Here is an 18,886-nt window from a genome sequence, read left to right as displayed (position 1 = left end):
GTGCACCAGGCGTATTTTGATACATAACGCTTACCTTGATCATGGCGGGCTCCCTGGTCTGACATTTGCCTGCTCGCGCGAACACCGTCGTGCCGACAGGTGCCGAATGGCTGTCTAGATGAGTTTCTTCGTGTAGCCATTAATTGGACGGAAAACACGCTTCGGAACTATGACCAGTAACCGAACCTGCGACAAGTCAATTTCACGTCGGGCGCACCGCAGAAGGCGTTCGCGACAGAAGCTCGCTATCTCGCTTGCTAGCAATGCGATAGCAAAGCCCTAGCAATGTCACATGTGACGCGTGCGCCACGCGTCGGCGGAATTCCGCGAATGTTCGTGGAATGGTCGGCGAACCTCGCGAGTCCTCGCTAGGAATAGCGAGCGTAACGCCACCGTAACGTTACCGTAACGTTTCACCACTGTGCGTCACTCGATGACGGCCCGCGTTTACGCGCCAAAATGCTCCGCATAGTCACGATGTTGTCGCGCTCGGACTTTTCCCAGCGCTTGCGGCCTCGACTTCCCACCTTGACGTACTGCCTGCGAACCCAGCCAGCCCATGTCTTTTCCCAGCCGTCGTGTTCGGCACCGTTGCCCCGGTAGTAGGCGCAGAACTTGACGAACAGGGCCTTTGTCGAGCCGCGGTCAAGCCCGCGCTTGGCTGCGACCTTCCGCATCCGCTCAGACATCACAAAACCATCAGGCAAACCAATTTTGCCCTCTCCTATAACGACGCTGCTCAACTGCCTATCTCCTATCTAGGGGGGAAAGCGGTGTTACCTTTCTTATTGGTGGTCAAATCTGGCCACCCTAAAATCAGGCGGCCGCCATTAGCTGACAGATCATCGGGGCGTTTCGGGGCGGCTCGACCATGACCATATGGCCGCGCTCGATCAGCACGTTGCGCGCCTTGACGAACCGTCGGCGAGTCCAGCCAAGTTTGCGGTGCGTGTCATTGCTTAGGTAGAACTCTAGATTCCGATACTGCCAGCGCAAGAACGTGAGCAGAATGATGCTGTCGCTGTTGAGCGAAATCAGATCATCGAATTCGTTCAGATACATCTTCACCATTTTATGCGGCTCCCAGTTGGCAAAGCATCGGTGTGTGTCGCGTCGCCCTCTTTAGGACAATGATGCGCCCCGTCTCGATAAGACGATTACGGGCCGCTACAAGGCGTTTGCGGCGCCATCCTAGTGACTTGTGCGTTTCATTCGACAGGGCGAAATCCCGCCCCCAATGCCGCCAGCGCAGCAGGCTCAACAGGATATACGCGTCATGATCCTTTGGATTCGGAAGCATCTGTTCTAACTCCGCATGTGTTGTCCTGACGTATCTTCCAACGTTGAAGTAGTTTTCGCCCTTCTGTGTCTTGTCCCACCAGTACCGGCAACGCTTGACGATCTCGGAATTCACCTCATTGTCTGGCCACGGTTCGGCCATCAATTCGTTTAGCTCTCTGGCGACCGCAATCAGTTCATCCAGGCTCCTGACCAGGTGCGCCTGGCGCGCGACATGCGGCCAGAACTTCTTATCCCGACCACCTTTGCGGGCGGCACGCAGGTCGATATCTGAAGCAGCGAGAGCAGCCGAGGACATCCGGATCGGTTCAAGCGCCACCAGATCTTCGACGCGCCCATGAACGATTTCGTAATTGCCACGGAAGCCACGACTCGGCGGCAGGACAATCGAACCGGCGCCGATGAGATCGATCGGCCTGAGAGGGTCCGGGCGAATCTTCCGATCCTCGCCATTGTGCCGGTAGTAGCCGTGGAAACCACCTGAGCCGGTCCGGACGACCAGCTTCGGCACACCGAACTGGCGCTGTACGTCGGCAAGTAAGCGTTCGCCGGCGGCACCACGCTCGTCGATGTCGATGACGGCGAGCTTATTGCGCGGGCCCGCCATGGCGGCGATGCCGGGCGCGTCCGGGAAGCGCAGCACCATATCTCTGCTCGCCGGCAAACCCATCCGCTGGTAGTTCGTGACCAATGGCCCACGTTTGACTTCTTCGGTTGCATCAAATGGAAACGTAGCGATTCCGAGCGCAGCATATTTAGGCTGCGCGGTTGCGAATATTCCGGCCATGATGAGGCTCCCCGGCGGTGGCGCCGGATTTGTGGTGCCCATGGCCATCGAGACCTGGTGGCGGTGAAAATTCAAAAGATATTCGCTCATTATGCTTCGCCGATCACAGCGCCACGAGCGCGACGCACAGCGCGAATGCGGCAATGGCGGCGGTGGAGGCGCCGACAAGAAAAAGAATGTCTGCGGCTCTGATCACGGCGACACCCGCTCGGGATCGTGGCGGGTCATGCGAAGCCGGACGGCCTCGGCGAAGCTGCGGGATTCAAAACCGGGTGTTGCGTCGTCGTTGATGCCGAGCCGGTAGCGGCCGGCGTCATCCTGCACGATTAGCGGCGGCGACTCGATGAAGGGCGCCCTTCGGCGAACAGGACGCGAACCTCCGTGTGCTAGTCTTGTGCCAATCTTTGCGTAAGTTCTCGACTCGTTCACGGTTGTTTGCGTGTCGTTGCGTTTTTTCATCCCTCTCTACCCATTTGAAAATAAGAACAATTTCTGACTATTCAGAATTTGGCATGTTCCCATGTGAAGACTTGTTGCGGCGCCCACCAGTGGAGTGGATTTGACATTCGCCAACCCTTGCCGCACCCGCCGAGGCGAATGTCAAATCCGGAACTCCACTGGAATCCGATATTTACCGGTGGTCCTTTGATTCCAGCATTCGCAAAAAAGTCCGCCGCGACGGGACCGAATGCTGGAATCGGACCACCGGTCGCTGCTAGACTTTGCCCCGAAGAGACATTCTCGTCGGCCGAGCTAGTGGTTCGATTCTAACATTCGCACCCCCATCTCAGCAGGCACCTTTGCGAATGTTAGAATCAAAGGACCACTAGCAAAGATCAGATTCTAGTGGAGTTTTGGATTTGACATTCGCTTGACGGACTTGCTGCGGGATGGTGGCGAATGTCAGATCCACTCCACTAGGCCGGGGAAAGAAATTTTGATGAAGGACGATACGCGGCTTCGCGACGACGTGGCGTCGCGCGGCTCGATCATACCGGTCGCGGCAAGCGATGCCGGAGAGGCAAGGTTGGCGCCTGCGGCTGGCGTCTATGCTGCGCTCGACCTCGGCACCAATAATTGCCGCCTGCTGATCGCCTGTCCGACCGAAGACGGCTTCCGCGTGGTCGATTCATTCTCGCGGATCATCAGGCTCGGGGAGGGGATCTCGACCACCGGCTGCATCAGCGAGGCCGCCATCGAGCGGGCGATCGCGGCCTTGAGCATCTGCCGCGACAAGATCCAGTCCAGGAAGGCCAAGCGGCTGCGGCTGATCGCGACCGAGGCCTGCCGCGCCGCCTCGAATGCCGAAGGTTTCCGCGATCGCGTTGCCGCGGAGACCGGCATCCGGCTCGAAGTGATCGATCGCGAAACCGAAGCTGCTTTGGCCGTGATCGGCTGCTCACCGCTGCTCGATCCGCGTGGACGCGGGGCCATCCTGTTCGATATCGGCGGCGGATCGACCGAACTGGTTCGGATCGCGCGCGATCCGGCCGCAGCAAGCCAGTCGCCAAGCATCAAGGCATGGATGTCGATCCCGCTTGGCGTCGTAACGCTGGCCGAGCATTTCGGCGGCCGCGACGTCACCAGACAATCCTACGCGCTGATGGTCGAGGAAGTCGCAAAACACATCGGACCGTTCGCGGCCGAGCACGGCGCCGACCTTGCGGACATGCACCTGCTCGGCACCTCCGGCACCGTGACGACGCTGGCAGGCGTTCATCTCAACCTGCCACGCTACGATCGCCGCCGCGTCGATGGCATCTGGATGAGCGATGCCGATATCAGCAGGACCATCACGCGTCTGCTCGGCATGAGCTATCAGGAACGCGCTGCCAATAATTGCATCAGTGTCGAACGCGCCGATCTGGTGCTGGCGGGATGCGCTATACTCGACGCGATCCGCAACGCCTTCCCGTTGCCGAGGCTGCGTGTCGCCGATCGGGGTCTGCGCGAGGGCATGCTGGTGGAAATGATGCGCGAGGACGGGGCGCTGAGCACACGCTAGAAACTCATTTTCGGGTTCGCATTGTAAATTATTGCGCCCTCTCCCCTTGTGGGAGAGGGCTGCTCAGCCGGTAGACCCAAATTCGTTCGGGTGAGGGGTTTGTTTCGGCGCTAATCCCTCATCCGGCGCCATAGCCGATGCTAAGCATCGGCGTCCAAGTCTTGACGGCGGCCGGAGGCCGCCTATGCCACCTTCTCCCGCAAGGGGAGAAGGAGAAGGGCTAGTGTGGCGACTCTGATGTTCCTTTCAGTGTTGCCACGATCTCTTCGAAGGAACGTCAGAGTCAAAGCCACACTAGAAATCATATATTTGCTAGTGTCCCTTCGGTTCTGACATTCGCAAACGAACTCGCCACGATATGATGCGAATGTCAGAACGGGGACACCAGAATGGCAAAAGACACGACCGGGCGGCTCCGTGTCACGGTGAAGACCGCTGGCAAGCGCAAGCTGTCCTCAAAACTCTGGCTGGAGCGACAGCTCAACGATCCCTATGTGTCGCGCGCCAGGCGTGAAGGTTTCCGCTCGCGCGCGGCCTACAAGCTGATCGAGATCGACGACAAATACCGCTTCCTCAAACCCGGCATGACCGTGGTCGATCTTGGCGCCGCACCCGGCGGCTGGAGCCAGGTCGCCGCCAAACGCGTCAGCGCGGGGGATGGCAAGGGCAGGGTGGTCGGGATCGACCTGTTGGAAATGCCGGAAATCGCCGGAGTGGCTTTCGCACAGCTTGATTTTCTCGAGCAGGACGCGCCGGATCGGCTGGTCGAAATGATCGGTGGGCGCGCCGACGTGGTGATGTCCGACATGGCTGCCAACACCACGGGCCACCGCAAGACCGACCAGTTGCGCATGGTTGGCCTGGTTGAGGCGGCCGCCGTCCTCGCCGCGGAGGTTTTGAAGCCCGGCGGAACCTTCCTCGCCAAGACGTTCCAGAGCGGCGCGGATGCAGAATTGATGGCGCAATTGAAACGCGATTATGCCAGCGTCCGTCACGTCAAGCCAGCTTCGAGCCGGCAGGATTCTTCCGAGCGCTACGTGCTGGCGACGGGGTTTCGGGGAGGACAGAGTTCCCAAATAAGTTCGTCATGACCGGGCTTGTCCGGCCGAGTGGTCATCGGGAGGTGCGCATGCTGCGCGGAAGCTGCCTGTGCCGCGGCGTCAGGTACGAGATCAACGGGCGACTATTCGGCGCCATGAATTGCCATTGCTCGATGTGCCGGAAAGCGCAAGGGAGCGCCTTTCGCAGCCGGGCGAGCGTGAAATCGGCTGAGTTTAAATTCATGCAGGGCGAGGAGCTTCTTACCTTTTACGAATCGTCGCCTGGGAATCACAGGGGCTTTTGCCGGGTGTGCGGCTCTCCGATCCTGAGCAAGTTTGACGATCACCCGAAATACTATGGCTTGCCGCTGGGCGCGTTGGATGACGATCCGGGCATCCAACCGAAGCTCCACGTCTACGTCGCCAGCAAGGCTCCCTGGTTCACGATCACGGATGATCTTCCGCAGATGCCTGGCGCACCGCAATAGTCGGCGCGCCGCCATTGGCGACCGGATTTCGGGGTGGGAACGAATAAGCAGTGATTGCGAGCGCCAGCGAAGCAATCCAGAAAACAACTGGATTGCTCGTCGCTTTTGTTCTCGCAAAGACGGGCGGTCGGACTGGATTCCCCGGATGCAGCGCAGCGCGAATGAGCACTCGGACGTCGCGTCCGGGACACGAGAGACCCTCTATCCCAGGCGCTGATCCCGCGTCCCAGGCTGAGGCACGAAAAAGGGAAGGCGCGGCCACGCCGGAGCCACCGTCACCGAGGGCTTACTCTCTCCCGCAAGGGCAGAGAGCCGTCACGTAGCGTGACCGCTTCGGCGGTTTAGCCTGTACCAGGCGCCATGTCAGCAGGATTTGGCTCGCATGACGAATATTCTACCGCGAAATAATATCCGAGCCGCTGATCCCGCGCGTTTTGCGTTTCCTAGCTCGCGACCTTCACCGCAGCCGTCGCCGCGCCCTTGCGGCAGGAAATTTCCACCGCCTTGCGGCCGAAGATTTCCTGTCCGGCATCTTCAGACCTGACTGGACCCGTCAAAGCCCTAACCGCCGCAAACCAAACTCGGGGAACCAACCGCGCCAATGCGCGTTTGACGCAGCATCTCCAGCGCCATACGATTCCGGCTGTTTCCTGTGTCAGGGAGGACGAACCAATGAAAAAATGGTCCTGTACATGGCCAATGCCGCCGCGATGGCGGAAATGATGAAAAATGCCCCGCCAGAGCAACAGAAGCAGGGCATGGATGCCTGGATGAAATGGATGAGCGCTAATCAGTCGTCCCTCATCGATGGCGGAGCGCCTTTGGGAAAAACCAAGCGGCTCGACACCAAGGGGACTTCCGACACGAAGAATGACATCGGCGGCTATTCGATCGTGCAGGCGGAATCGGCCGACGCTGCGGCCAGGATACTTGGCAAGGATCATCCTCATCTGCGAATGCCGAGCGCCTGGATCGAAGTCATCGAGATCATGCAAATACCAGGGATGTAGCGCCGCTGGCCCGTACGTGTCGGTAGCCTCAAGAACGCGTTCAGCCCAGCCGCTGATCCCGCGCGTTTTGCGTTTCCTCGCTCGCGACCTTCACCGCAGCCGTCGCCGCGCCCTTGCGGCTCGAAATCTCCACCGCCTTGCGGCCGGAGATTTCGTGGCCGGCATCATCGGGCATTTGCCAGAAGAACCACGACGACACCGCTGAAATCAGCGCTACCACGACAAAGGCGGGCGCGAAGTCGTCCGCGCCGAGCTCGCTTGCATGGCGCAACCACAGCGTGGTTTCCACCGAGAACGCTCCGACCGCCACGCCTGCCGAAATCGCGAGCTGCTGGTTGACGCTGACCAGCGTGGTGGCGCGGCTCATGCGCGCCGCGTCGACCTCCGCGTAGGCCACCGTGTTGATCGCCGTGAATTCCAGCGAGCGGAAGAAACCGCCGACCACGAGGATGATCATGATCAGAAGCAGCGGCGTGTTCACAGTGAACAGCGCACAGGCGCCGAGGAAGAGCGAACTGACGACGGCATTGATGGTCATCAGGTTGCGGAAGCCGAAGGTTCGGATGATGCGCGCGGCGAGCGTTTTCATGCCCATGGCGCCGACGGCAGAGGCGAAGGTCACGAGTCCGGACTTGAACGGCGAAAGGCCGAATCCGATCTGCATCAACAGCGGCAACAGGAATGGCAGCGCGCCGATGCCAAGCCGAAACAGAAATCCGCCGAGGATGCTGGCGCGCATGGTCGGCAAGTGAAGCAGGCCGAAATCGAGAACCGGAGAGGCGGTTCGCCGGGCGTGGATGACGTAAAGCGTCATGGAAATCGAGCCGATCGCAATCAGCGCCGCAACGACCGACCATGGCAGCAGATTGAGGCCCGCGACCGAAAGCCCAAAGGCAATTCCGCCAAGACCGATCCCGGCGAGCACCATCCCGTAAAGATCGAAGCGCTCCGGATCCTCGCTCTTGATCGGGTCGATGAAGCGCAGCGCCATGAAGATGCCGAGTAGCCCGATCGGAATATTGATCAGGAAGATCCAGTGCCAGGAAAAATAGGTGGTGATGAATCCCCCGAGCGGCGGGCCGATCACCGGCCCCACCAGCGCCGGCACCGTGACCCAGGCCATGGCGTTCACCAGCGCGCTTTTGTCGATCGAGCGCAGCAGCACCAGCCGGCCAACCGGCGTCATCATCGCGCCGCCCATGCCTTGCACGATGCGCGCGATCACAAAACCCGTCACCGATTCCGACAGCGCGCAGCCGATCGAGCCCACCATGAAGACGGCAACCGCGGCCGAGAAAACCAGGCGCGCCCCGAAGCGATCGGCAGTCCAGCCGCTGGCCGGAATGAACACGGCGAGCGAGAGCAGATACGAGGTGATCGCGAGCTTCAGCGTCAGCGGGCTGGTGCCGATATCCGCGGCGATCGCCGGAAGCGAGGTCGCAATCACCGTCGAATCCATGTTCTCCATGAACAGCGCTGTGGCCACGATGAGCGGGATCAGACGTTCTTTGTTGGTCATCGGGATTTGGGCGAGGCGGCAGATGGGCGATGGCGTGGCGGGAAGGTGGCTGTATCACCGCCGCGGCATGTGATCCAGCGTGGAACCGGCAGAGCATAAGAAGAGTATTTTTCAAGCATTTTCAATGGTTTAATTGACAAGTCTCATCCCGTCCTGGAGGCATTTTGGCCTCTCGTTGAGAAACCTTAACAGTCGGCAACCCGCATAGCTCCCTGGCTTGATATGCTTGACAGAGTCTTGCCTCTGGCCCTGCATTGTGGGACTTAGCCCGCGCCGAGCCGTCAGGCTCTTTTCCCCCTGTCAATTTGAAGAAGGAACACCCCCGGATGGGTCCACGTTTGCTGTGTGTTTTGACCATCTTCCTCGGGTTGTCTTCCCAGGCATCTGCCAGCGAGGGCATCCTGCATCGTGCGTCGTGCTCCGTCGTTCGATATTATGTTGCAAAGTACAGCGCCCCGATGGCAGAGGCCTGGGCGCGGAGCAAGGGCGCTACCGAGGCCGAAATCGAGGCTGCGCGCCGCTGTCTGAATGCGGCTCCGAGCCGAACCATTCGCACCGCTCAGGAAATAAACTAAAAAAAGCCAAGGCGGGTGCGATGCTCTCGCGTTCGTGAAATGGGGGCCCGGCAAAATGCCGGGCCGCTCTTTTTTTGTCCGTACCAAGGCGGGAACTCCGGACCCCTTTGAATCGCCTTGCCGGCGTGCTATCGACCACCGCCAACCCTATCGATGGGCTCTGATTCGCCGGCGAAGCCAGCTTTGCCGGCGCATTTGCTTATCCCTAATCCAATGCGGCCAATCGGCCGCCCGAACGGGAGTTGGTAATGGCGCAGGTGCAGGGACTTTTGGCCTTACGCGAAGCCTATACGTTCGACGACGTGCTGCTCAAACCGGGTCTTTCGGACATCCTGCCCTCAGAGGCCGATATCCGCTCACGCGTCACCCGCGACATTCCGCTCAACATTCCCATCGTCGCGTCAGCAATGGATACGGTGACCGAAGCGCGCATGGCGATCGCCATGGCGCAGGCGGGCGGCGTCGGCGTCATTCACCGCAATTTTGACCCCGATGGCCAGGCTGCCCAGGTGCGGCAGGTGAAGAAGTATGAATCGGGCATGGTGGTCAATCCGCTGACCATCGGTCCGGATGCGACGTTGTCCGATGCACTGGCCTTGATGAAGGATCACGGCTTTTCGGGGATTCCCGTGGTGACTGGCGGCGGCGCGGGCAGACCAGGAAAGCTGGTCGGCATTCTCACCAACCGCGACGTGCGCTTTGCCACCGATCCCCGGCAAAAAGTCTCCGAGCTGATGACGCATGAAAATCTCGTGACCGTGCGCGAGGGCGTGAGCCAGGATGAAGCCAAGCGCATCCTGCACCGGCACCGGATCGAGAAACTGCTGGTCGTCGACGATCAATATCGCTGTGTCGGCCTGATCACCGTCAAGGACATGGAGAAAGCGGTTGCGCATCCGCTCGCCTGCAAGGATGCCCAGGGGCGCCTGCGTGTCGCGGCTGCGACCACCGTGGGCGAGGGCGGTTTCGAACGCACCGAGCGGCTGATCGATGCCGGCGTCGATCTGATCGTGGTCGACACCGCGCACGGCCATTCTTCGCGGGTGCTGGAGGCCGTCAACCGCATCAAACGGCTGTCGAACGCGGTCCAGGTCATCGCCGGCAACATCGCTACGTACGAAGGCGCCCAGGCGCTGATCGATGCCGGCGCCGACGCGATCAAGGTCGGCATCGGCCCGGGCTCGATCTGCACCACAAGGATAGTGGCCGGCGTCGGCGTTCCCCAGCTCACCGCGATCATGGATGCGGTGGAAGCCGCAAAGAAAGCCGACGTGCCGGTGATTGCGGACGGCGGCATCAAATTTTCCGGCGATCTTGCCAAGGCGCTCGCCGCGGGTGCCGATATCGCGATGGTCGGCTCGCTTCTTGCCGGTACCGACGAGACGCCCGGCGAAGTGTTTTTATGGCAGGGCCGCTCCTACAAGGCCTATCGCGGGATGGGTTCGGTCGGCGCCATGGCGCGCGGTTCCGCCGACCGCTACTTCCAGCAGGACATCAAGGACACGCTGAAGCTGGTGCCGGAGGGAATTGAAGGCCAGGTGCCCTACAAGGGGCCAGTCGCCAACGTCATGCATCAGTTGGCCGGCGGCTTGCGCGCGGCGATGGGCTATGTGGGCGCGCGCAATCTCGCCGAATTCCACGACAAGGCGCAGTTCGTGCGCATCACCGGCGCAGGCTTGCGTGAAAGCCACGTCCATGACGTGACGATCACGCGCGAAAGCCCGAACTATCCGGGCGGGGGGTGATCGAGCCGCCTCGTCATTCCCGGGCGGCCCGCGCGCCCCGGAATGACGGCCCACGGCCCGCCGCATACGCATCATGCAGCACCCCGCCTGTGGGGCGAGCGACATGCATAGTACATCTGACCCGCGGGCGCAGCGCGTCGTCGCCTGCCGGGAGAATTCGCTTGCGATGCTGATGAATACGAAGGCGGCAAAGCTGTCATCTTCGCCCGTCACCGACGGCCTGCCGCCCGAGCGCCGCCGATGGGCGCTGGCTGCGATCTTCACCGCGCTCGCGATGGCTTCCCTCGATACCGCGATCGCCAACATCGCGCTTCCGGCAATCGCCGCCGATCTTGCTGCGAGCCCGGCCGATGTGGTCTGGGTCGTCAATGTCTACCAGATCGCGTTGGTTGCGACGCTTCTGCCCCTCGGCGCGCTCGGCGAGATCGTCGGGCACCAGCGCATCTATCTTGCCGGCCTCTTGCTGTTCACGCTCGCCTCCCTCGGCTGCGCCTATGCCTGGTCGTTGCCGAGCCTTTTGGCGGCGCGGGCGCTGCAAGGGCTTGGCGCCAGCGGAATCATGAGCGTGAATTCGGCGCTCATTAGCTTCGTTTATCCGAACCGGTTGCTCGGGCGCGGATTTGGCCACAACGCGCTCGTCGTCGCCACCGCCTTCACCCTGGGGCCGACGATTGCTTCCGGCATTCTGGCTTTGGCATCCTGGCCGTGGTTGTTCGCGGTCAATATTCCCTTCGGCCTGATCGCGATGGCAATTGGCCTGAAGACGTTGCCTGATACGCCTCGCGCCGTGCGCGCCTTCGATTTTCCCGGCGCGGGTCTCGCAGCGATTTGTCTGGGTCTCTTTATTCTCGGCATCGGCAGCGCCGCGCACAAGGCTTCTCCCGGCGTGGTCTCGATCGAGCTTGCATCCGCGGTGCTGCTCGCGTGGTTTCTGATCCGCCGGCACGCGGATCACCCGGCGCCGATGCTGCCGGTCGACCTGTTTCGCCGGCCGATGTTCGCGCTCTCGGCCGCGACCGCCGTCTGCTCGTTTGCGGTACAAGGGCTGGCGTTCGTCTCGCTGCCGTTTTATTTCGAAGACATCCTGCATCGAACCCAGGTCGAAACCGGATTCTTCATGACGCCTTGGCCGCTGGTAGTGGCCATCATGGCGCCGATCGGAGGCCGCCTCAGCGACCGCTACTCCGCCGGCATTCTCGGCGGTCTCGGGCTGGTGCTGCTCTCTATCGGAATGGTTTTGCTGGCAACGCTTCCCGTATCGCCAGGCATTCTCGATATCGTCTGGCGCATGGTGATTTGCGGAGTGGGATTTGGCTTCTTTCAGACGCCAAATATCAGGGCCATCATGGCGAGTGCGCCATCCGATCGCAGCGGCGGCGCCAGCGGCATCGTGGCGACCGCGCGCCTGACGGGCCAAACAATTGGAGCGGCGCTGGCGGCATTGTGTTTCGCGCTTGCGGGGCGCGATGGCGCAACGGTTGCACTGGCGCTCGGCGCCGGATTTGCCGCGCTCGGCAGCATCATGAGCTTTTTGCGTCTGAAGGTTGTCCCGTCGCGCGGCGCCTAGAAGTGGGACTTCACCTCTCCCCAGCGGGGAGAGGTCGATTTGCGTAGCAAATCGGGTGAGGGGGCGACGAACGTCGAGAGACCGTAATCCCTCACCCCAACCCTCTCCCGCAAGGGGAGAGGGAGCGCAGCTTCGTAGTGGTTAGATCTCGCAAGATGGTCTGCCAAAAGCGGCGATGGCTTTAACCGCGGCGGACGCTGGCGCCGCCGTCGACCGGGAGCGTCACGCCGGTGATGAAGCCCGCTTCGTCGGACGCCAGAAACAGCGCGGCATTGGCGACGTCCCAGGCGGTGCCCATCTTCTTGCGCAGCGGCACCTGGGCATCGCGATCGGCTTCGACCTGGGCGCGGCTCTTGTTGAAGGCGCGGGCGCGGGTGTCGACCGACATCGGCGTGTTCATCAGTCCCGGCAAGATAACGTTGGCGCGGATGCCATATTGGGCGTTCTGGTAGGCGAGCTGTTCGGTGAAGGCAATCATCGCCGATTTGGTCGCCTTGTAGGCGACGTAAGGGTAGGTCGTGATCGCGGCCATCGAGGAAATGTTGATGATTGTGCCGCTCATCTGCGCCCGCATGATCGGGATGACGCATTTCGCGGCAAAGATGCAGCTCTTGAGATTGATCGCAACGACCCGGTCGATCGCTTCCTCGGTGATAGCAGATAGTTCGGCGTCGCCGCCGGCCAGGCTCACGCCGACATTGTTGTGCAGGATATCGATGCGGCCCCAGCGCGCCTGGGCGTTGGCGACCATCGCCTTGATCTCGTCCTCTCGCGTCACGTCCGCCTCGAACGCGACCGCCGTGCCGCCTTTCACCGCGATCATCTCCGCCGTTTCCTGCGCCGAAGAAGGATTGCGGTCGACGCACAGAACGCGGGCGCCTTCGCGGGCGAAAGTGATGGCAGTGGCGCGGCCGTTGCCCATGCCTTCGCCAGGGCTCTGGCCGGCGCCGACCACAATCGCGATACGATCCTTCAGGCGCATGTTCACCTCCCGCAAAATTTCAGGCGCACTTCATCAGCACCTCTCCGCCCACCGCGATCATAATGGCATCGCAGCCGGGAAGCTAACTTCAGCCAGCCGCTCCAGCGGGAATCCTTCCGCGTCCTGCGCATGTCAATTGTCAGAGTTGTGCGCTGCCGCTATAGCGGGTAGCGCAATCTTTTGGAGGATTTTTAATGTCGGTTCGGATGGTTCTGCTTCCCGTCTTTGTCCTGGTCGGGCTCGCTTTCGCCCTCCTTATCTGGATGGCGCTCGAGCGTCGAAATGCGCTGGTCAGCAAGGAAACCAGGGTCAGGGATATCGTGTTGGGGCAGCAGAACTGGCCGGTGCGCGTCACCCAGATCGGCAACTGCTTCAAGAACCAGTTCGAGCTGCCAATCCTGTTCTACATGCTGATCGCGCTGGCGCTGCCTTTGCGCCATGCCGACCTCGTGATCGTGGCCTTGTCGTGGGTTTTCGTGGTGACGCGCTTCGTGCATGCCGGGATTTTCGTGACCTCCAACGATCTGAATTATCGCTCGCTGGCGTGGTTTGCCGGCGTGCTGGTGGTTTTCGTCATGTGGGTATATTTCGCGCTCAAGATTCTCCTGTGATCTGAAGTGCATCTTCTTTGACTGAAGGCATCGCATGACCCCCGCAGCGCGGCTTTCCGCCGCCATCGAGCTCATCGAGACGATCGACAAAGAGCGCGTTCCGGCGGCGAAGGCGCTGAAGGAGTGGGGAGGCGCGCATCGTTTTGCCGGCTCGGGGGACCGCGCCGCGATCTCCGGCTTGATCTGGGACGTGTTGCGGCGGCGCTCCTCGAGCGCCTGGATCATGGACGAGGACACGCCGCGCGCGCGTGTGCTCGGCATGCTCAAGCTCGAGCGCGGCCTTGAGACGGACGCGATTGCGGCGCTGTGCGACGGCAGCCGCTACGCGCCTTCGCCGCTCACCGATAACGAGCGCGCCGCGCTGACCTCACGTTCGCTCGATGCGGCGCCACCGCCTGTTGCCGGCGATTACCCGGAATGGCTCGACGGCCATCTCGCGGAGGTGTTTGGCGAGGACCGCGTTGCCGAGGCGGTTGCGATGGCAAGCCGCGCGCCGCTCGATCTGCGCGTCAACACGTTGAAGGCCAAACGCGAAAAGGTGCTGGCCTCGACCGCGCATCTCGGCACGATGCCGACGACATTCTCGCCGATTGGCCTGCGCATTGAACTCGGGGCTGACGCCCGCAACCCCGGCATTCATTCGGAGGAGGATTTCATCAAGGGCCTGATCGAGGTGCAGGACGAAGGCTCGCAGCTCGCCGCCTTGCTGTCGGCGGCAAGGCCTGGCGAGCAGGTTATCGACCTCTGCGCGGGAGCCGGCGGCAAGACACTGGCGCTGGCGGCGATGATGCAGGGCAAGGGCCGGCTGATCGCGACCGATCGCGACAAGCGGCAGCTCGCGCCGATCTACGAGCGTCTGGCGCGCGCCGGCGTCCATAATTGCGAGGTGCGGGCGCCAAAGGGCGAGGGCGACGTGCTCGGCGGCATCAACGCATCAGCCGACCTCGTGCTGATCGACGCGCCCTGCACGGGCACCGGCACCTGGCGGCGCAATCCCGATGCGAAATGGCGGATGCGGCCCGGCGCGCTCGAACTCCGCCTGAAGGACCAGATCGAGGTGCTCGATCGCGCGAAAACCCTGGCCAAGCCGGGCGGGCGGATCGCCTATATCACCTGCTCGGTATTGCCGGCGGAAAATGCCGATCAAGTCCGCGCCTTTCTCGCGCGCCACCCGGACTTTGCGGTAGTGCCGCCTTCGCAGGTTGTGACCGCGCTGTGGGACAAGGCCGACGACTTCTCCACCGCGACGCTGCAAAGCTCAGAGGGGCTTTTGATGACGCCGCGCCGCACGGGGACGGACGGGTTTTTCGTGTCGGTGCTGAAAGAGGGGTAGTTTAATTCGTCGTCATTGGTCATTCCGGGGCGCATCGAAGATGCGAGCCCGGAATCCATTTTTCCCGGAATACCTTTGGCACGATGGATTCCGGGCTCGATGCTGACGCATCGCCCCGGAATGACGGGAAAAACGTGGATGGCCGGGCATAGGCGAGCGGAAGCGACGCCGTTCTTTGAACGGCTATGCCCGGCCATGATGGCTCGGGAAGCAACGTAGGATGGGCAAAGGCGCTCTTGCGCCGTGCCCACCATAATTTTCCGGGTTTGGCCGGTGGGCACGCGGAGCCTGTCATCGGGCGCGCGTTCGCGCGACCCGCTGGCTTTGTCCACCCTACGATTCTGCACCGCGGAGGGGCTTTTGATGACGCCGCGCCGCACGGGCACGGACGGATTTTTCGTGTCGGTGTTGAAAGAGGGGTAGTTTAATTCGTCGTCATCGGTCATTCCGGGGCGCATCGAAGATGCGAGCCCGGAATCCATTTTTCCCGGAATACCTTTGGCACGATGGATTCCGGGCTCGATGCTGACGCATCGCCCCGGAATGACGGGAAAAACGTGGATGGCCGGGACAAGCCCGGCCATGACGGCTCGGGGAGGGTTGCGAGCGGCCTCCCTGTCGCGTACTTCCTTGGCCCATGACCGCTCTACAGCCCATCAGCGGTGAGCCCACCTCGGTGGCCTCTGCGCACGACAAGATTCTGATCGTCGATTTCGGCAGCCAGGTGACGCAACTGATCGCGCGAAGGGTGCGCGAGGACGGCGTCTATTCCGAAATCGTGCCGTTCCAGAAGGCGGAAGCGGCTTTCGCTCAGATGAAACCGAAAGCCGTGATCCTCTCGGGCGGGCCTGAATCCGTTCACGAAGAAGGCTCGCCGCGCGCGCCGCAGGTAATTTTCGATTCGAAAGTTCCCGTGCTTGGCATCTGCTACGGCCAGATGACCATGGCGGCCCAGCTCGGCGGCGAAGTCGAGGGCGGACACCATCGCGAATTCGGCCGTGCCGATGTCGAGGTCAAGGCCAATAGCCAGTTGTTCGATGCGACCTGGTCGGTGGGCGAAAAACATCCGGTGTGGATGAGCCATGGCGACCGCATCACCAAAATGCCGCCAGGCTTCGTGGTCGCCGGTACAAGCGCGAACGCGCCATTCGCCATCATCCAGGACGAGAAGCGCAAATATTACGGGCTGATGTTCCATCCCGAGGTGGTGCATACGTCCGATGGCGCGAGACTGATCCGCAATTTCGTCCGCAAGATCGCTGGTCTTTCCGGCGACTGGACCATGCGCGCCTTCCGCGAGGAGGCGATCGGCAAGATTCGCTCACAGGTGGGCCGAGGTAAAGTGATCTGCGGCCTTTCCGGCGGCGTGGATTCGGCCGTGGCCGCCGTGCTGATTCATGAAGCGATCGGCGACCAGCTCACTTGCGTCTTCGTCGATCACGGGCTGTTGCGGCTCAAGGAAGCCGAGACCGTGGTCGACCTGTTCCGCCATCACTACAATATCCCGCTCGTTCACGTGGACGCATCGAAGCAATTTTTGGGTGAGCTCGCCGGCGTCACCGATCCCGAGATCAAGCGCAAGACCATCGGGCGTCTCTTCATCGACGTGTTCGAAGCCGAGGCGAAAAAGCTCGGTGGCGCGGAGTATCTGGCGCAGGGCACGCTCTATCCCGACGTGATCGAGAGCGTCTCGTTCACCGGCGGCCCTTCGGTGACGATCAAGTCGCATCACAACGTCGGCGGGCTGCCCGCGCGCATGAACATGAAGCTGGTCGAGCCGTTGCGCGAACTGTTCAAGGACGAGGTACGCGCTTTGGGGCGCGAGCTAGGCTTGCCGGAAATTTTTGTCGGCCGGCATCCATTCCCGGGGCCGGGTCTCGCCATCCGCTGCCCCGGCGACATCACACGCGAAAAGCTCGACATCCTGCGCCATGCGGATGCGGTCTATATCGACCAGATCCGCAAAGCCGGCCTCTACGACAAGATCTGGCAGGCCTTTGCGGTGCTGTTGCCGGTGAAAACGGTCGGCGTGATGGGTGACGGGCGAACTTACGAATATGTCGTGGGCCTGCGCGCGGTGACCTCGACCGACGGCATGACCGCGGATTTCTATCCCTTCGACATGAAGTTTTTGGGCGAGACCGCAACGCGCATCATCAACGAGGTCAAGGGGGTCAACCGCGTGGTCTACGACGTGACGTCAAAGCCGCCCGGCACGATCGAGTGGGAGTGAGGAGAAACGACGGCGAAGTCATGCTTTCGCGCGCTTCCGTCGAACTCGCACTTTGTTCTTTAAAGCATGATGAGATCAGGTTCGACCGTCGCCGCGGTGATGGTGAGCTCCCTCAACTCGGGTTCACCCGAGTTGGGCATTATCAACTGTCGAAGTCGGATAAATCCGACTTCGATTAGGAGAGGGTTGGGGTTAGGGGGTACGGTCGCTCGTAAGAGTATGGCCCCTCACCCGGATTGCTCTGGACGATGCGGAGCCTGTCATCGGGCGCGCGTTTGCGCGACCCGTTGGCATCGCCAGGAGCAATCCGACCTCTCCCCAGCGGGGAGAGGTGAACCGAATCAGTCGACGAAACGATTCAACCAAACTCATCCGGCTTCAGGCACTCAACACGTGACGGTCTCGCTCCCGCCCGAGCGCGTGCTCAGCCAGCGGCGACGTCGAGCAGCACCTTGCCGCCGCGTTCTACGTGGGCCACGGCGTCCTTGATGGCCGATAAGGGATAGGTCGCGGCCACTGGGGCATAAAGCCGACCCGATCGGAGTAATTCGGCTGCCTCGACGACGGATGGCCGAATCTTCGCCGCGTGCTCCGGGTCGCTCAGGAAGAACCCCCGCACTGAAATCCGTTTGAAGATCAGCGCTATGCCGCTAATCGGAATGGGCGCCTTGCCCAGCGCGGAATAGGCCACGAACATAGCGTTACGGCCGAGCAGATTGATCAGGGTCGCAGCGGACGGGCCGCCGACGCCGTCGATAGCAAGGCGCGGGGCGGCCGTTCCGAGAGCGGCCTTCACCAGGTTCAGACCTTCCGGTGTATCCACGATCACCAGATCGCCGCCCAGCGCTTTCAACTCGTCGATCAATTCCGGTCGGCGGACGATATTGATCGTCTTGAAGCCACGCGCTTTGGCAAAGGCGATGACTGCGCGACCCACACCCGAATTGGCGGCATTTTGGACGACCCAGTCGCCAGGCGCGAGGTCGACAAACTCACTCAGCAGCAACGCAGCGGTTGGCGGATTGATGGTCAGCATGGCGAGCTGCTGCGGATCGACATCTGCCGGCAGTGCGAACAGCCCTTCCGCCGGTACCACGATCCGCTCTGCCCAGGCAAAACCATAGAGCGGGGTCAGGACCCGATCGCCGACCGTGACATTCTGCACGCCTGGACCGACGGCCAGGATTCGGCCCACACCCTCGTTGCCAATGACGCTCGGCAGGCTCGGGCGAAGCGGGTAGGTGCCGCGGACCACCAGCAGGTCGTTGAGATTGATCGGGGAGAATTCGACGCCGACCAGGACTTGGCCGGGGCCTGGCGCCGGGGGTTCCTGGATCTGGACGAATTCGAGACATTCGATCGGATTGCCGAAGGCGGTGAGGTGAACGGCACGCATGGGAGCTTCCTTCCTGCTTTCGCCGGCCGCCCCATCTTTAAATGACGATCGTAATCGTTAGAGTCAAGCCCGGAGCACAGGAAGACCGTCGGTGAAGTCACCAAGGAAAAATCTGCTGAGAATCGCGCCGCGCTGATTAAGACAGCAGCGCGCCATCCTTCGCTACCATTCGACCGACAGCACAGATGCGGGAGCGGGGGACCAAACTTGGCTTCCGATGCGCTCGCTGCTGACATATTCTGTCAGGGCCATCTCATATGAGGTGACGTCGCATCCGGAGAGAGCCTTGAGCCGTT

At 61.6% G+C, this 18,886-nt stretch carries 17 protein-coding genes; 10 read left to right on the top strand and 7 right to left on the bottom strand.

The window, feature by feature from the left end; all coding sequences use genetic code 11:
• Window positions 1-413: 413 nt before the first annotated feature.
• From VNX23_RS12385 to VNX23_RS12370, 4 genes are all read right to left on the bottom strand, one after another.
• On the bottom strand, window positions 414-743 hold the full coding sequence (locus VNX23_RS12385) for a DnaT-like ssDNA-binding domain-containing protein (RefSeq protein WP_325630391.1): 330 nt from the start codon (window positions 741-743) through the stop codon (window positions 414-416).
• 73 nt (window positions 744-816) lie between these two features.
• Window positions 817-1,071, bottom strand: coding sequence for a hypothetical protein (locus VNX23_RS12380; protein WP_325630389.1), 255 nt, complete (start codon window positions 1,069-1,071; stop codon window positions 817-819).
• 1 nt (window position 1,072) lies between these two features.
• Window positions 1,073-2,176: a bifunctional DNA primase/polymerase gene (locus VNX23_RS12375; protein ID WP_325630387.1), complete on the bottom strand. Its 1,104-nt coding sequence runs from the start codon at window positions 2,174-2,176 to the stop codon at window positions 1,073-1,075.
• A 102-nt stretch (window positions 2,177-2,278) separates the two neighbouring features.
• Window positions 2,279-2,410, bottom strand: coding sequence for a hypothetical protein (locus VNX23_RS12370; RefSeq protein WP_325630385.1), 132 nt, complete (start codon window positions 2,408-2,410; stop codon window positions 2,279-2,281).
• A gap of 616 nt (window positions 2,411-3,026) precedes the next feature.
• On the opposite strand from VNX23_RS12370, the gene VNX23_RS12365 reads away from it, so the two are divergent.
• The 4 genes from VNX23_RS12365 (at window position 3,027) to VNX23_RS12350 (ending at window position 6,629) form a co-directional block, all read left to right on the top strand.
• Entirely contained in the window at window positions 3,027-4,091 is a 1,065-nt protein-coding gene (locus VNX23_RS12365; RefSeq protein ID WP_325630383.1) for a Ppx/GppA phosphatase family protein, read from the top strand.
• A gap of 389 nt (window positions 4,092-4,480) precedes the next feature.
• A complete protein-coding gene (locus VNX23_RS12360; protein ID WP_325630381.1) occupies window positions 4,481-5,182 on the top strand; it encodes an RlmE family RNA methyltransferase in 702 nt (233 codons plus the stop codon).
• Window positions 5,183-5,220: 38 nt separating this feature from the next.
• Window positions 5,221-5,619 carry a GFA family protein gene (locus VNX23_RS12355; RefSeq protein WP_325630379.1) on the top strand — a complete coding sequence of 133 codons (399 nt, stop codon included), beginning with the start codon at window positions 5,221-5,223 and terminating at the stop codon, window positions 5,617-5,619.
• Between the two features lie 680 nt (window positions 5,620-6,299).
• Window positions 6,300-6,629 (top strand): hypothetical protein, encoded by a 330-nt coding sequence (locus tag VNX23_RS12350; RefSeq protein WP_325630377.1) that lies wholly within the window; start codon window positions 6,300-6,302, stop codon window positions 6,627-6,629.
• Window positions 6,630-6,669: 40 nt separating this feature from the next.
• Here VNX23_RS12350 and VNX23_RS12345 read toward each other — a convergent pair whose 3' ends face one another.
• Window positions 6,670-8,148, bottom strand: a complete 1,479-nt coding sequence (locus tag VNX23_RS12345; protein WP_325630375.1) for a DHA2 family efflux MFS transporter permease subunit — start codon at window positions 8,146-8,148, stop codon at window positions 6,670-6,672.
• Window positions 8,149-8,474: 326 nt separating this feature from the next.
• Here VNX23_RS12345 and VNX23_RS12340 point away from each other — a divergent pair, with 326 nt between their 5' ends.
• The 3 genes from VNX23_RS12340 (at window position 8,475) to VNX23_RS12330 (ending at window position 12,035) form a co-directional block, all read left to right on the top strand.
• Window positions 8,475-8,723: a hypothetical protein gene (locus VNX23_RS12340; RefSeq protein WP_325630373.1), complete on the top strand. Its 249-nt coding sequence runs from the start codon at window positions 8,475-8,477 to the stop codon at window positions 8,721-8,723.
• Between the two features lie 248 nt (window positions 8,724-8,971).
• Window positions 8,972-10,468, top strand: coding sequence for an IMP dehydrogenase (gene guaB, locus VNX23_RS12335; RefSeq protein ID WP_325630372.1), 1,497 nt, complete (start codon window positions 8,972-8,974; stop codon window positions 10,466-10,468).
• 166 nt (window positions 10,469-10,634) lie between these two features.
• Window positions 10,635-12,035 (top strand): MFS transporter, encoded by a 1,401-nt coding sequence (locus VNX23_RS12330; RefSeq protein WP_414642984.1) that lies wholly within the window; start codon window positions 10,635-10,637, stop codon window positions 12,033-12,035.
• A gap of 181 nt (window positions 12,036-12,216) precedes the next feature.
• On the opposite strand, the gene VNX23_RS12325 is transcribed toward VNX23_RS12330, so the two are convergent.
• Window positions 12,217-13,017 (bottom strand): SDR family NAD(P)-dependent oxidoreductase, encoded by an 801-nt coding sequence (locus tag VNX23_RS12325; protein ID WP_325630370.1) that lies wholly within the window; start codon window positions 13,015-13,017, stop codon window positions 12,217-12,219.
• 194 nt (window positions 13,018-13,211) lie between these two features.
• Here VNX23_RS12325 and VNX23_RS12320 point away from each other — a divergent pair, with 194 nt between their 5' ends.
• The 3 genes from VNX23_RS12320 (at window position 13,212) to guaA (ending at window position 17,194) form a co-directional block, all read left to right on the top strand.
• Entirely contained in the window at window positions 13,212-13,628 is a 417-nt protein-coding gene (locus tag VNX23_RS12320; RefSeq protein WP_325630368.1) for an MAPEG family protein, read from the top strand.
• 34 nt (window positions 13,629-13,662) lie between these two features.
• Complete coding sequence (locus VNX23_RS12315; RefSeq protein ID WP_325630366.1) at window positions 13,663-14,961, top strand: RsmB/NOP family class I SAM-dependent RNA methyltransferase; 1,299 nt, start codon at window positions 13,663-13,665, stop codon at window positions 14,959-14,961.
• 637 nt (window positions 14,962-15,598) lie between these two features.
• Window positions 15,599-17,194: a glutamine-hydrolyzing GMP synthase gene (guaA, locus tag VNX23_RS12310; RefSeq protein WP_325630365.1), complete on the top strand. Its 1,596-nt coding sequence runs from the start codon at window positions 15,599-15,601 to the stop codon at window positions 17,192-17,194.
• 424 nt (window positions 17,195-17,618) lie between these two features.
• On the opposite strand, the gene VNX23_RS12305 is transcribed toward guaA, so the two are convergent.
• Window positions 17,619-18,590, bottom strand: coding sequence for a zinc-dependent alcohol dehydrogenase family protein (locus VNX23_RS12305; protein WP_325630363.1), 972 nt, complete (start codon window positions 18,588-18,590; stop codon window positions 17,619-17,621).
• Window positions 18,591-18,886 lie beyond the last annotated feature (296 nt).

Origin of the sequence: Bradyrhizobium sp. (assembly GCF_035570375.1) — a bacterium.
Taxonomy (GTDB): Bacteria; Pseudomonadota; Alphaproteobacteria; order Rhizobiales; family Xanthobacteraceae; genus Bradyrhizobium.
Note: the sequence above shows the minus strand (reverse complement) of the source record. Positions and strands in the feature narration are given on the sequence as shown.

Excerpts from the sequence above, each read along its gene's own strand:
- VNX23_RS12380 (WP_325630389.1), bottom strand. The coding sequence starts at position 1,071 with ATGGTGAAGATGTATCTGAACGAATTCGATGATCTGATTTCGCTCAAC.
- VNX23_RS12375 (WP_325630387.1), bottom strand. The coding sequence starts at position 2,176 with ATGAGCGAATATCTTTTGAATTTTCACCGCCACCAGGTCTCGATGGCC.
- VNX23_RS12365 (WP_325630383.1), top strand. The coding sequence starts at position 3,027 with ATGAAGGACGATACGCGGCTTCGCGACGACGTGGCGTCGCGCGGCTCG.
- VNX23_RS12360 (WP_325630381.1), top strand. The coding sequence starts at position 4,481 with ATGGCAAAAGACACGACCGGGCGGCTCCGTGTCACGGTGAAGACCGCT.
- VNX23_RS12355 (WP_325630379.1), top strand. The coding sequence starts at position 5,221 with ATGCTGCGCGGAAGCTGCCTGTGCCGCGGCGTCAGGTACGAGATCAAC.
- VNX23_RS12350 (WP_325630377.1), top strand. The coding sequence starts at position 6,300 with ATGGTCCTGTACATGGCCAATGCCGCCGCGATGGCGGAAATGATGAAA.
- VNX23_RS12345 (WP_325630375.1), bottom strand. The coding sequence starts at position 8,148 with ATGACCAACAAAGAACGTCTGATCCCGCTCATCGTGGCCACAGCGCTG.
- VNX23_RS12340 (WP_325630373.1), top strand. The coding sequence starts at position 8,475 with ATGGGTCCACGTTTGCTGTGTGTTTTGACCATCTTCCTCGGGTTGTCT.
- guaB (WP_325630372.1), top strand. The coding sequence starts at position 8,972 with ATGGCGCAGGTGCAGGGACTTTTGGCCTTACGCGAAGCCTATACGTTC.
- VNX23_RS12330 (WP_414642984.1), top strand. The coding sequence starts at position 10,635 with ATGCTGATGAATACGAAGGCGGCAAAGCTGTCATCTTCGCCCGTCACC.
- VNX23_RS12325 (WP_325630370.1), bottom strand. The coding sequence starts at position 13,017 with ATGCGCCTGAAGGATCGTATCGCGATTGTGGTCGGCGCCGGCCAGAGC.
- VNX23_RS12320 (WP_325630368.1), top strand. The coding sequence starts at position 13,212 with ATGTCGGTTCGGATGGTTCTGCTTCCCGTCTTTGTCCTGGTCGGGCTC.
- VNX23_RS12315 (WP_325630366.1), top strand. The coding sequence starts at position 13,663 with ATGACCCCCGCAGCGCGGCTTTCCGCCGCCATCGAGCTCATCGAGACG.
- guaA (WP_325630365.1), top strand. The coding sequence starts at position 15,599 with ATGACCGCTCTACAGCCCATCAGCGGTGAGCCCACCTCGGTGGCCTCT.
- VNX23_RS12305 (WP_325630363.1), bottom strand. The coding sequence starts at position 18,590 with ATGCGTGCCGTTCACCTCACCGCCTTCGGCAATCCGATCGAATGTCTC.